We start from the raw sequence: 13,472 nt of genomic DNA on the forward strand, positions 1-13,472 counted from the left end.
GAATGGCCTATTTCGAACATGAAGGTTGCAACCTGCACTATGAGGAATATGGCCACGGCGCTCCCTTGCTGCTGGTCCACGGGCTGGGTTCCAGCACCCTGGACTGGGAAATGCAGATCCCGGCGCTGTCCGCCCGCTATCGGGTGATCGTGCCGGACGTACGCGGTCACGGTCGCTCGGACAAACCTCGCGAGCGCTACAGCATCGCCGGGTTCAGCGCCGACCTGATCGCCTTGATGGAACACCTGAAACTCGGCCCGACCCATTACGTGGGCCTGTCCATGGGCGGCATGATCGGCTTTCAATTGGCCACCGATCAGCCGCAATTGCTCAAGAGCCTGTGCATCGTCAACAGTTCGCCCGAGGTCAAATTGCGCAGCCGCGACGATTACTGGCAGTGGTTCAAGCGCTGGAGCCTGATGCGTGCGCTTAGCCTTGGCGCCATCGGCAAAGCCCTGGGTGCCAAGCTGTTCCCCAAACCGGAGCAGGCGGATTTACGACAAAAAATGGCCGAGCGCTGGGCAAAAAACGACAAACATGCTTATCTCGCCAGCTTCGATGCCATCGTTGGCTGGGGTGTTCAGGAACGACTTTCCAAGGTCACCTGTCCAACCCTCATCATCAGCGCCGACCGTGACTACACACCGGTCGCACTGAAAGAAACCTATGTAAAACTGCTGCCCGATGCGCGGCTGGTGGTGATCGCCGATTCGCGCCACGCCACCCCGCTGGATCAACCCGAACGCTTTAACCAAACCCTGCTCGAGTTTCTCACCGCAGTCGACACCACTACTCAGGATCACTGACCCATGCTGAAAAAAATCGCCCTCGTCGCCGGCTCCGTACTGTTCGCCGCCAACCTGATGGCCGCCACGCCCGCCAAGGCGCCGCATGTGCTGCTGGACACCACCAATGGCCAGATCGAAATCGAACTGGACCCGGTCAAGGCACCAATCAGTACCAAAAACTTTCTGGATTACGTCAACAGCGGCTTTTACAACAACACGATTTTCCACCGTGTGATCCCCGGGTTCATGATCCAGGGCGGTGGCTTCACGCAACAGATGCAGCAGAAAGAAACCAAGGCGCCAATCAAGAACGAATCCAAAAACGGTCTGCATAACGTGCGTGGCACGCTGTCCATGGCCCGCACCTCTGTGCCGGATTCGGCCACCAGCCAGTTCTTCGTCAACGTCAAGGACAACGACTTCCTCGACCAGGGCGACGGTTACGCGGTGTTTGGCAAAGTCGTCAAAGGCATGGACGTGGTTGATGTCATCGTCAACTCGCAGACCACCACCAAAAGCGGCATGAAAGACGTGCCTGCCGATCCTGTGTTCATCAAGTCGGCCAAAGTCATCGACTAAGCTGCACAAGGAATGTTGAGCGGTCGCCGGTGCTTTACGGCACCGCTCATCGTGCTCAAAGGAAAGCCCCTGCGCGGGCGGAGAACCAATGCTTTATCGCCGTTTTGAAAAACTGATCGACATCTTCCGCGACGCACCGACGGCAGCCCCGCCGGATCGGGTTTTCCCCTTCTATACCTATTACTTGAAGCAGGTCTGGCCGAGTTTCGCCGCCCTGCTGATCGTCGGCCTGTGTGCCTCGTTGATCGAAGTCGCGCTGTTCAATTATTTGAGCCGCATCATCGACCTGGCCCAAGGCACGCCGAACCCGAATTTCTTCCAGGATCACGCCCTCGAACTGACCTGGATGGTGGTGGTCACCCTGATCCTGCGCCCGATTTTCTTCGCGCTGCACGATCTGCTGGTGCACCAGACCCTGACCCCGGGCATGACCAGCCTGATCCTGTGGCAGAACCATCGCTACGTGCTCAAGCAGAGCCTGAATTTCTTCCAGAACGACTTCGCCGGGCGCATCGCCCAACGCATCATGCAGACCGGCAACGCCTTGCGTGATTCGGCCGTGCAAGCCGTGGACGCGCTGTGGCATGTGTTGATCTACGCGATCAGCGCGCTGGTGCTGTTTGCCGAAGCCGACTGGCGCCTGATGATCCCGCTGATGACCTGGATCGCAGGTTTTATCGGCGCGCTCTATTACTTCGTGCCACGGGTCAAGGATCGCTCGGTGCAGTCTTCCGATGCGCGCTCCAAACTCATGGGACGGATCGTCGACGGCTACACCAACATCACCACCCTGAAGCTGTTCGCCCACACCAATTTCGAACAGCATTATGCCAAGGAGGCGATCAAGGAGCAGACCGAAAAAGCCCAGATGGCCGGCCGTGTGGTCACCAGCATGGACGTGGCCATCACCAGCATGAACGGCTTGCTGATCGTCACCACCACTGGCCTGGCCCTGTGGCTGTGGACCCAGTCGCTGATCTCGGTGGGCGCGATTGCCTTGGCTACCGGCCTGGTGATCCGCATCGTCAACATGTCCGGCTGGATCATGTGGGTGGTCACCGGCATCTTCGAAAACATCGGCATGGTCCAGGACGGTTTGCGCACCATCGCCCAACCGGTCAGCGTCACCGACCGCGAGCACGCCAAGCCACTGGCGGTGGCCAACGGCGAAGTGCGCTTCGAGCACGTCGATTTCCACTACGGCAAGAAGAGCGGGATCATCGGCGGCCTCAACCTGACCATCAAACCAGGCGAGAAAATCGGCCTGATCGGCCCGTCGGGCGCCGGCAAATCGACCCTGGTCAACCTGCTGCTGCGCCTCTACGACGTGGAAGGCGGACGCATCCTGATCGATGGCCAGAACATTGCCGAAGTCGGCCAGGAAAGCCTGCGCGAGCGCATCGGCATGATCACCCAGGACACCTCGCTGCTGCACCGTTCGATCCGCGACAATCTGCTTTACGGCCGGCCCGACGCCACCGACGCCGAACTCTGGGAAGCCGTGCACAAGGCCCGAGCGGATCAATTTATCCCGTTGCTCTCGGACGCCGAAGGCCGCACCGGTTTTGATGCTCACGTGGGTGAGCGCGGGGTGAAACTCTCCGGCGGCCAGCGTCAGCGGATCGCCATCGCCCGGGTGCTGCTCAAGGACGCGCCGATCCTGATCATGGACGAAGCCACTTCGGCGCTGGACTCGGAAGTCGAGGCGGCGATCCAGGAAAGCCTGGAAACCCTGATGCAAGGTAAAACCGTGATCGCCATCGCCCACCGGCTCTCGACCATCGCCCGCATGGACAGGTTGGTTGTGCTGGAAAACGGCAAGATCGCCGAGACCGGCAGCCACGCCGAACTGCTGGCCCATGGCGGGTTGTATGCAAGGTTGTGGGCGCACCAGACGGGTGGGTTTGTCGGTATCGACTAGGTTGTGGGATCCCTTGTAGCAGCTGGCGAAGCCTGCGTTCGGCTGCGCAGCAGTCGTCATCGGTCTGCCTGAAACACTGCGCTGCCTGATTTACGACTGCTTCGCAGCCGAACGCAGCCTTCGGCAGCTGCTACAAAAACGTCGCTGATTCAACAAAAAACCGCCACAGCCCTTTAACCACGGGCTCTGGCGTTTTTTTATGCCTGCTGGATTTCCGCAGGAACCCTGCTGTACTCAGCCAAGGTTCTGGAGATGAACCTGTCGTAAATCTGCAGGAAGCATCACGCGATACAGTCTCGATAGGTCGCCTATCAAGGACGCTCTCATGTCTCTGTTCAAACGTTCAGTCACTGAGTTGTTAGGTACGTTCTGGCTAGTGTTGGGTGGGTGCGGCAGTGCGGTGTTGGCCGCGTCTTCGCCGTTGGGTATCGGGGTGTTGGGGGTGGCCCTGGCATTTGGTCTTACCGTGCTGACCATGGCGTTCGCCATTGGCCATATTTCTGGATGTCACCTCAACCCTGCCGTGTCGGTGGGATTGTTCGTCGGCGGTCGATTCCCTGCCAAAGAGTTGCCCGCCTACATCATCGCCCAGGTGATCGGCGGGATCATCGCGGCGGCGCTGCTCTACTACATCGCCAGCGGCAAGGAAGGCTTCGATCTGTCGGCAGGGCTGGCCTCCAATGGCTACGCCGAGCACTCCCCCGGCAAATACTCGATGGCCGCAGGCTTTGTCTGTGAGCTGGTGATGACGGCGATGTTCGTGCTGATCATCCTCGGCGCCACCGACAAACGCGCCCCGGCGGGACTCGCACCGATCGCCATCGGCCTGGCCCTGACGCTGATCCACCTGATCTCGATTCCCGTCACCAACACCTCGGTCAACCCGGCCCGCAGCACGGGGCCGGCGCTGATGGTTGGCGGCTGGGCGATCGCACAGTTGTGGATGTTCTGGGTCGCGCCGTTGTTGGGCGCGGTGGTTGGCGGGGTGACTTATCGCTGGCTGGGCAAGGAAGGCACCTGAGCGCTTGGACGAGGATTTGTCATGTCTCTGGGCATGGCAATCCTCGCTTCCTCGACATGTTTCAGTCACTCGGCGCAACTACTAACTACTAAGTGCGCGGCACTTTATCAATCAACTTTCATTCAAAAAACACAACTTGCAAAGCCCTCACACAAGCAGAAGCAAACATCTCTTAGGCCTTATTTAAAGCCATTGTTAATATCCCGCCCCCTTGAACCATTGTTCAATCCATCAGATAAACAACCGGAAAATATTCATGATCAAAAAGATTTTTGCCTTCAGCGTATTGCTGAACATCGGGCTGTTTCAAAGTGCGGCCTTCGCTGATCCCATTGCTACCGCTATTGAGTCTGGCCCGCTGCATCATATGGCCATCGCGCTGCCCATAAAATGCCCGCCCGGATATGACGAGACTTTCTACCAACACATCTGCATCAAATGAAAGAATGTTTATATTCTTGCTACAGCTAAATACCCAACACACCCACGACCTAAAACAACTTCAATAAAGCCAGCAAATCTATAACCTTAAAACACCGCCCCCTATCAATAGAGGGGCGGTTCATTTATATGACGAGCCAAACAATCTCAGAGATGAATTAAAACGCATTTTAATGGCTCAAACCTGCCGATAAGGCAACGCCGTTTTCGCCTCTTCCGCATACGCCAAAACCCCAACTCGCTCCTGCTGCAAGAAGTCTTTGACCGCCGCTTTCAACCCCGGATGACGCAAGTAGTGCCAGGAATGAGTGATCACCGGTTCAAACCCGCGAATCAACTTGTGCTCGCCCTGAGCGCCGGCGTCAAAGCGCTGGAAGCCGTTGGCGATGGCGTAATCCATGCCTTGGTAGAAACACGTCTCGAAATGCAAACGGTCGTACTCCGCCTGGCAGCCCCAGTAGCGACCATAAAAGCTGTCGCCACCCACCAGGCTGAACGCCATGGCCACCGGGCGTGAGCCTTGCTTCGCCAGCACCAAACGAATCGATTCCGGCATGCGCTCGGCCAACAGGCTGAAGAATTCCCGCGTCAGGTACGGCGTTTGTCGACGTACCGCGTAGGTGTTGGCGTAGCAGGCGTAGACGAAATCCCACTGCGCCTGGGTCAGCTGCGCGCCCTCAAGCCATTCGAACTCAATGCCCTGCCCCGCCACTTGCTCGCGCTCCTTGCGCATCTGCTTGCGCTTGCGCGAACTGAGCGCGTCGAGGAAGTCTTGGAAGTCCCGATAGCCGCGGTTTTGCCAGTGATACTGACAACCGATGCGCTGCAACCAGCCAGGTTGTTCGGCCAGCGCAGCGTCGGTGAACGGGTCAGTGAAATTGATGTGCGCGCTGGAAAGCCCTTCGATTTCCAGATAGCCCGGCAGGCTGTTCAGCAACTCAAAACCATCCTCCACGTTGGCCGCCAACAAGCGCGGGCCGCTGACCGGGCTGAACGGCACGGCAGTCAACAGCTTGGGGTAATACTCGATACCGGCACGGGCACAAGCGTCGGCCCAACCGTGATCAAACACGTACTCGCCGTAGGAATGCCATTTGCGGTAGCTGGGCAATGCCGCAATCAAACGATCGCCTTCGATGTGCAGCAAATGCTCGGGCTGCCAGCCGGAATGCGGGCCGACGCTGCCACTGTCTTCCAGAGCGCTGAGGAACGCGTGGCGCAGAAACGGCTGACTTTCGGGTACCAGCGCGTCCCACGTCTGGGGCGCGATTTCGGACAGATTTTCCAGACATTGCAGCGGCATCGGCATTCTCACAGTTCGTTGCGTGACAGCTTCGCGAGTATCGCCTATCGCCGCGCATCCCACACCTTTCATCCGCCGACAGCGCTCTAGAACGATGGTTCATGAAAGATTTGTATCGTCATCGAGACGCCATCACTTTGCCACTGCACTGTCATAAACCATCGCGATACTGGCGCCTGTTTTTAGAGCGCCGGGTTCTTACCCGGTCACTGTTTTCCGTCCGACAACGGTCGGTTGTGTCCTGGATGGCTCAGTCATCCCTTTCATCTTCGGAGATTGATATGCGTCTTGCTTCCACGAAAACTGCGGCGGCCCTGTGTGGCGGCCTGCTGCTGGCCATGAGTGTTCCAGCGAGCGCCGCAGTCGACGCCAAACTGCTCGACATGCTCAAGGCAAATGGCTCGATTTCCCAGGCGCAATACGCCGAACTGCAAGCCGAACTGGCACGGGATCAGAAAGACCAGCAAATCGCCCGCCAGGCTCAGCAAGAGACCAACGAACAGATCGCGGCAACCGCGAAGAAAACCAATGAACTGAGCACCTTCGACCAGAAACTGGCGTGGGCCGCCAAGACCCAGTTCAAGGGTGACGTGCGCTTCCGTGAAGAAACCGTGCACAACGATGGTGTTTCGAACAACAAAGACCAGGATCGCCAGCGCATTCGTGTACGCCTGGGTGCCTACAGCGAAATCAACCCGCAAGTCGACACCGGTATCCGTATCGCCACCGGCAACAACGACGACGCTCGCTCCACCAACCAGAGCCTGGACGGTTACTTCGACAAGAAGTCGATTTGGCTGGATCAGGGCTACGTGGACTACCACCCCGATTTCCTGAAGAACCTGCACGTGGTTGGCGGCAAGATGCCACAACAATGGGTGAGCATGGGCGACATCATCTGGGATAGCGACATCAGCCCTGAAGGTCTGGCACTCACTTATAAATACCCGTTGGGCGGCAGCACCGAGCTGTTCGGCAGCGCCGGTCACTACACCCTCAAGGACAACGTCGACGGCGACGGCGTGCAGTTCAAGCACGACCTGCGTCTGTACGCCGGCCAGTTGGGCGCGCGTTTCGCCATCACCGACAACCTGAAACTGACCCTGGGTGGCAGCGTCTACGGCTACGACAACGACGACGACATCACCGCCGGCGGCACCACCACGCCATCCATCCTGGCCACCAACGGCAACACGCCGAACGAACAATTCAAACTGTACGAAGGTTTTGGCCAGTTGGACGTCGCCGGCCTGCCACTGCCGCTCTCGGTATACGGTCAGTACGTCACCAACAAAGACGCCAGCAACGATCAGGACGCTGCCTGGTTGGCCGGTGTGAAGACCAAGCTTTACGGCTTCGCCGTGGACTACAACTATCGCGACGTACAGCGTAACGCGGTGGTCGGTGCCTTCACCGACTCCGACTTCGCCAACGGTTTCACCGGTTCGCGCGGCAGCAAGTTGAAAGTCAGCTATGAAATCGACAAGAACTTCGCCCTTGGCGCGACGTACTTCCTGGCCAAATCCGACTTCACCAACGCCACCATCCGCGATTCGGACATCAAAACCCTGCAACTGGATGCCGAAGCCAAGTTCTGATACCCCGCAATACGACCCGGGCAAGGAAGCCCGGGCGCTTCTTTACAGCCTCGCGTTGGTCTATCGGTCCCCATCATCCGTCCGATAGACCCACGCGGGGCTGTTTTCATTTCCTCGTAACACACCGCCCATTGTGGCGAGCGAGCTTGCCTGTGGTGAGGGGGCTTGCCCCCGTTGGAGTGCGAAGCGCTCCCCTACATTCTTCCAGTCAGACAGCGTCAGCAGCTTTTGCGACTGCTTCGCAGCCGAGCGGGAGCAAGCTCCCTCGCCACAAGTAATTCCCTGGCCACAAAAAATCCGGCACAAAAAAAGATCGCAGCCTACGGCAGCGCCTACAACGATCGGGTTCAACTTCACTATTGAGTTGAAATCCGATCCTGTAGAGCTGCCGCAGGTTGCGATCTTTTATGCGTTAACTCAGCGCTTGCGCAGAATCACGCTACCAATCGAATACCCGGCGCCAAACGAGCTGAGCACCGCCAGCGAGCCAGCGGCCAGATCATCCTGATTCTTGTGAAACGAAATCACCGAACCCGCGGAGCTGGTGTTGGCGTAGGTGTCGAGGATCACCGGCGCTTCTTCTTCGGTGGCTTCGCGGCCCAGCAGTTTCTTGACGATCAAGTGGTTCATGCTGAGGTTGGCCTGGTGCAGCCAGAAGCGCTTCACGTCGCTGATGTTCAGCTTGTTTTCTTCAAGGTGCGTGGCGATCAGCTCGGCGACCATTGGGCACACGTCGCGGAACACCTTGCGGCCTTCCTGCACGAACAGTTTGTCCTTGGTGCCGATGCCCTCTTCCGCCGCGCGGTTGAGGAAACCGAAGTTGTTGCGGATGTTGTTGGAGAACTTGGTCAGCAGTTTGGTGCTGACGATGTCGAACTGGTACTTGGAGGTCGCCAGGTCGGCACGTTCGATGATCACCGCAGTGGCGGCGTCGCCGAAGATGAAGTGGCTGTCGCGGTCGCGGAAGTTCAGGTGACCGGTGCAGACTTCCGGGTTGACCATCAGGATCGCGCGGGCCTGGCCCAGTTGCACGCTGTTGGCGGCGGCCTGGATGCCGAAGGTCGCCGAGGAGCACGCGACGTTCATGTCGAAACCGAAACCTTGAATGCCCAGGGCTTCCTGGACTTCGATGGCGATGGCCGGGTAGGCGCGTTGCAGGTTGGAACAGGCGACGATCACACCGTCGATGTCCGCTGCGGTCTTGCCGGCACGCTGCAAGGCTTGCTCGGCAGCGCCGATGGCCATCTGGCAGAGCACCGACCATTCGTCGTTGGAGCGCTCCGGCAGGCGTGGCGCCATGCGTTGCGGGTCGAGGATGCCTTCCTTGTCCATGACAAAACGGCTTTTGATGCCGGAGGCTTTTTCGATAAACGCTGCACTGGACTCGGTCAACGCTTCGATCTCGCCGCGCGCGATGGCGTCGGCATTGTCGGCGTTGAATTGCGCGACGTAAGCGTTGAAAGACTGCACCAGCTCTTCGTTGGAGATGCTGTTGGCCGGGGTGTACAGGCCGGTGCCGCTGATGACGACGTTATGCATGGTCGTTTCTCTAATCTGTTCAGGCAGAAAGTGCTGGCACCGACGTACCAACACACAAAGGGTCTTTTCCCATTCCGTGGAGTCCAACCTGGCATCGCTTTATTCCGATCCGCGACGCCTGCGAAGGCTCAAAATCGCGGTGACGGCGTTTATAGGCGCGAAGTTTGCCATAAACGCTGGGGTTTGGCCCTATTTGAGAGATCAAACGCCAGCCAACTGCCCTCCTCTCATCTGTAGGAGCCAGGCTTGCCGGCGAAGGCGTCCTCACTGGCGCCTCCGCCGGCAAGCCTGGCTCCTACAGAAAAGCAGTCCGCCGCTAAGGTTCGACCTGGGTCCACTGTTTGTTCAGGCGCTTATCGGAGATCGGCACCTTGGTCCCCAATTGCTGGGCGAACAGCGAAACCCGGTATTCCTCCAGCCACCAGCGATACAGTTCCAGTTGTGGATCGCGCTTGCCTTCCTGGGCGTGTTTGTTGGCGCGGGTCTGGTATTGCGTCCACAAACCGGACAACTCGCCGGCCCAGACCCGATCGCGCTGCACTTGCGCGCCAATCTTCTCGAAGCGCTGCTCGACCGCTTTCAGATAACGCGGCAGCTCCTTGAGCCACTGCATCGGGGTTTCCCGAACAAACCCCGGATACACCAGGTGACTGAGCTGCTGCTTGATGTCATTCAACGCCACCGCTTGGGCCAGGTCGATCTTGCCTTTGAAACGCTTTTGCAGACCGTGCCAGAGCTTGAGAATCTCCAACGTCAATTTGGCCAGACGCTCGGCGTGCTCGGTCCAGCCGCCGCGCTTGCGCTCCGCCAGTGAGGCCAACCCGGCACCGTCGCGTGGCAACGGGTCTTCGCCTTCGAGAATGCAGCTGTCGAGGCTGGCCAGCAGAATGTCTTCGACTAAGGCATCGATGCGCCCCAGTTCGCGGTACATCAGGCCCAGTTCAGTCAGCCCCGGCAACTTACCGCGCAAGAACTTCGCCGGCTCGGCCAATTGCTGCATCAGCAAACGCTGCAACGCACGGCGATGCTGGAACTCGGCTTCGGCGGGGGTCGAGAAACGCCCTTCCTTGACCGTACCGCTCTCTTCCACCAACGCCGGGTACACAGTCATCGACAGCCCGGCGATCTTCTGCTGGGTTTTTTCGGCCACTGCGGCGAAGACTTTTGGCTCCACCGGTTGCTGGTTTTTCGCGGTTTGCGGCACCGCCAATGCGGCTTGGCTGGCTTCGGCAAAACGCGCGGTCAGCTCGGCCAGATCCCGCCCTTCGCCAAGGAACTTGCCTTGGCCGTCGACGATTTCCAGGTTCATCCGCAAATGACTGTCGACCTGCTGCGAGGCTTCCGCCCAGGCTTCATCGCTGACCCGCGCACCGGTCATGCGCAACAGTTCGCGGCCCAACGCCAAGGGCAATGAGCCCTCGGCGAAGGTCATGCGCTGCAACGCGGCTTTGACGAAGTCCGGCACCGGCACGAAATTCTTGCGCAGGGCTTTGGGCAGGTTGCGCACCAGCGCCACGCATTTGGCTTCGATGACGCCGGGCACCAGCCATTCCAGACGTTCCGGCGGCAGCATCGGCAACAGCGGCGCCGGCACGCGCAGAGTCACGCCGTCACGCGGGTGGTTCGGTTCGAAGTGATAACTCAGGGCCAGTTCCAGATCACCGATGTGCAAGGTATCCGGGTAATGCAGCGCGGTGACTTCACTGGCCTCGCGGGCCAGCACGTCTTCTTCGCGCATGATCAGCAGTTGCGGGTCTTTCTGGCTGTTGACCCGATACCAGCTGTCGAAGGTCGCGGTCTGGTGAATCTCCGCCGGCAGGCGCGCGTCGTAGAAGGCGAACAGGGTTTCTTCGTCGGCCAGGATATCGCGCCGACGAGCCTTGGCTTCCAGTTCGTCGAGCTGTTCAAGCAACTGCGCATTGGCGGTCAGGCATTTGGCCTTGGACTGAATCTCGCCGCGCACCAAACCTTCGCGAATGAAAAACTCGCGGGACACCACTGGATCGATCGGCCCGTAATGCACCGGCCGGCGACCGACAATGATCAGCCCGAACAAGGTGATCTGTTCGAACGCCACGACCTGACCGCGCTTCTTCTCCCAATGGGGTTCGAAGTGGTTTTTCTTGATCAGGTGCCCGGCCAACGGCTCGATCCAGTCGGCGTCGATCTTGGCGACCATCCGCGCATAGAGCTTGGTGGTTTCCACCAGCTCGGCGGTCATCAGCCATTGCGGACGTTTCTTGCCCAAGCCCGACGACGGGTGAATCCAGAAACGCCGCTGACGCGCGCCGAGGTAGTCGCCGTCCTCGGTTTTCTGGCCGATCTGGCTCAGCAGCCCCGAGAGCACGGCTTTGTGCAGTTTCGGGTAGTCCGCCGGTTCTTTATTGAGGCTGAGCTGCATGTCGCGGCAGATCAGGCTCAACTGGCGATGGGAGTCGCGCCACTCGCGCAGGCGCAAGTAGTTGAGGAAATTCTTGCGGCACCAGTTGCGCAACGGACTGGCGGTCAACGCCTGGCGCTGTTCTTCAAAACCGCGCCACAGATTGACCAGCCCGGCGAAGTCCGAGTCCACGTCTTTCCATTGCGCGTGAGCCTGATCCGCCGCTTGCTGGCGTTCTGGCGGACGCTCGCGCGGGTCCTGGATCGACATGGCGCTGGCGACAATCAGCACTTCCTGCAAGCTACCGAGTTTCGCCGCTTCCAGCAGCATGCGGCCCATTCGCGGGTCCACCGGCAAGCGCGCCAGATTGCGGCCCAGCGGCGTCAGTTGGCTGTTGCGGTCGACTGCCGAGAGTTCTTGCAGCAGGTTGAAACCGTCGCTGATGGCTTTGCCATCTGGCGGTTCGATAAACGGGAAATCGGTGATCTCGCCGAGGCGCAGGTGCAGCATCTGCAGGATGACGGCGGCGAGGTTGGTACGCAGGATTTCCGGGTCGGTAAATTCCGGCCGTCCGATGAAATCTTCTTCGCTGAAGAGGCGAATACAAATGCCCGGCTCGACCCGTCCGCATCGACCTTTACGCTGATTGGCGCTGGCCTGGGAAATCGCTTCGATGGGCAGGCGCTGGACCTTGGCGCGATAGCTATAACGACTGATGCGCGCGGTGCCGCTGTCGATCACGTAACGAATGCCCGGCACGGTCAGCGAGGTTTCCGCGACGTTGGTCGCCAGCACCACGCGTCGGCCTGGATGCGACTGGAAAATCCGCTGCTGCTCGGCCGGCGATAACCGCGCGTACAGCGGCAGGATTTCAGTGTGCTTGAGCTGGGCCTTGCGCAGCACGTCGGCGGCGTCACGAATCTCGCGCTCGCCGGGCAGGAACACCAGCACATCGCCGGGACTCTTGCGCTCGCTGCGTTCAAACGCGGCGATTTCGTCGAGGGTGGCGAGAATCGCCTGATCCACGGTCAAGTCGTCCTCGACGCGGTTGCCCTCTTCGTCCTGCTCAAGCGTCAGCGGGCGATACCAGGTTTCCACCGGGAAGGTGCGGCCGGAGACTTCGACAATCGGCGCGTCATCGAAATGCTTGGAGAAACGCTCCAGGTCGATGGTCGCCGAAGTGATGATGACTTTCAGGTCCGGACGACGCGGCAGCAGGGTTTTCAGGTAACCGAGCAGGAAGTCGATGTTGAGGCTGCGTTCGTGGGCTTCGTCGACGATGATCGTGTCGTAGCGTTCGAGGTAGCGGTCGTTCTGGGTTTCCGCCAGCAGGATGCCGTCGGTCATCAGCTTGATCAGGGTGTTGGAATCGCTCTGATCCTCGAACCGCACCTGATAGCCGACCAGCGCGCCCAGCGGCGTTGCCAATTCCTCGGCCACCCGGCTCGCCACACTGCGCGCCGCAATCCGGCGCGGCTGGGTGTGGCCGATCAGGCCATGCTGGCCACGGCCGATTTCCAGGCAGATCTTCGGCAACTGGGTGGTTTTACCCGAACCGGTTTCGCCGGCAATAATCAGCACCTGATGCTTGAGCAGCGCCTCTTTGATTTCGTCGCGCTTGGCGGCAATCGGCAAACTGTCGTCGTAACGAATCACCGGCAGGCTGGCACGCCGCGCCAATACCTGGTCACAAGACGCCTGCATGCGCGTCACCCACTGGGCCAGCTTGGCCTCGTCAGGTTTCTTGCGCAGCTCAAGCAACTGCCGCCGCAGCCGGTGGCGGTCGGCAAGCATGGCGTGATCGAGGTTTTTCAGCAGTTTGTCGATGGAAGGCGATTCGTCAGTCATCAGGTACGCAATAAGTCGTCTAGTGGCGCAGGGTGCGGATTGTCGCAGATTTAG

General features: G+C 59.4%; 9 protein-coding genes. 6 read left to right on the forward strand and 3 right to left on the reverse strand.

Going from position 1 to position 13,472, the window contains the following annotated elements:
• Window positions 1-2 precede the first annotated feature (2 nt).
• From ACIOYV_RS08380 to ACIOYV_RS08400, 5 genes are all read left to right on the forward strand, one after another.
• Window positions 3-806, forward strand: coding sequence for an alpha/beta fold hydrolase (locus tag ACIOYV_RS08380; protein ID WP_401322776.1), 804 nt, complete (start codon window positions 3-5; stop codon window positions 804-806).
• A gap of 3 nt (window positions 807-809) precedes the next feature.
• The gene (locus ACIOYV_RS08385) at window positions 810-1,367 is read left to right on the forward strand and encodes a peptidylprolyl isomerase (RefSeq protein WP_054049104.1); all 558 of its coding nucleotides are present in this window, start codon (window positions 810-812) and stop codon (window positions 1,365-1,367) included.
• Window positions 1,368-1,455: 88 nt separating this feature from the next.
• Window positions 1,456-3,288: an ABC transporter ATP-binding protein gene (locus ACIOYV_RS08390; protein WP_265043971.1), complete on the forward strand. Its 1,833-nt coding sequence runs from the start codon at window positions 1,456-1,458 to the stop codon at window positions 3,286-3,288.
• Between the two features lie 325 nt (window positions 3,289-3,613).
• Window positions 3,614-4,309, forward strand: a complete 696-nt coding sequence (gene aqpZ, locus ACIOYV_RS08395) for an aquaporin Z (protein ID WP_054615808.1) — start codon at window positions 3,614-3,616, stop codon at window positions 4,307-4,309.
• A 256-nt stretch (window positions 4,310-4,565) separates the two neighbouring features.
• Entirely contained in the window at window positions 4,566-4,751 is a 186-nt protein-coding gene (locus ACIOYV_RS08400; RefSeq protein WP_401322781.1) for a hypothetical protein, read from the forward strand.
• A gap of 177 nt (window positions 4,752-4,928) precedes the next feature.
• On the opposite strand, the gene ACIOYV_RS08405 is transcribed toward ACIOYV_RS08400, so the two are convergent.
• A complete protein-coding gene (locus ACIOYV_RS08405) occupies window positions 4,929-6,053 on the reverse strand; it encodes a GNAT family N-acetyltransferase (RefSeq protein ID WP_401323439.1) in 1,125 nt (374 codons plus the stop codon).
• Window positions 6,054-6,334: 281 nt separating this feature from the next.
• On the opposite strand from ACIOYV_RS08405, the gene ACIOYV_RS08410 reads away from it, so the two are divergent.
• Complete coding sequence (locus tag ACIOYV_RS08410) at window positions 6,335-7,651, forward strand: putative porin (protein WP_054049092.1); 1,317 nt, start codon at window positions 6,335-6,337, stop codon at window positions 7,649-7,651.
• Between the two features lie 417 nt (window positions 7,652-8,068).
• On the opposite strand, the gene ACIOYV_RS08415 is transcribed toward ACIOYV_RS08410, so the two are convergent.
• Both ACIOYV_RS08415 and hrpA read right to left on the reverse strand, forming a co-directional pair.
• The gene (locus tag ACIOYV_RS08415) at window positions 8,069-9,190 is read right to left on the reverse strand and encodes a beta-ketoacyl-ACP synthase III (RefSeq protein WP_401322784.1); all 1,122 of its coding nucleotides are present in this window, start codon (window positions 9,188-9,190) and stop codon (window positions 8,069-8,071) included.
• Between the two features lie 316 nt (window positions 9,191-9,506).
• A complete protein-coding gene (hrpA, locus tag ACIOYV_RS08420; RefSeq protein ID WP_401322787.1) occupies window positions 9,507-13,418 on the reverse strand; it encodes an ATP-dependent RNA helicase HrpA in 3,912 nt (1,303 codons plus the stop codon).
• Window positions 13,419-13,472: the final 54 nt, after the last annotated feature.

Origin of the sequence: Pseudomonas sp. NPDC087342, from assembly GCF_044744265.1 — a bacterium.
GTDB classification, from domain to species: Bacteria; Pseudomonadota; Gammaproteobacteria; order Pseudomonadales; family Pseudomonadaceae; genus Aquipseudomonas; species Aquipseudomonas nunensis.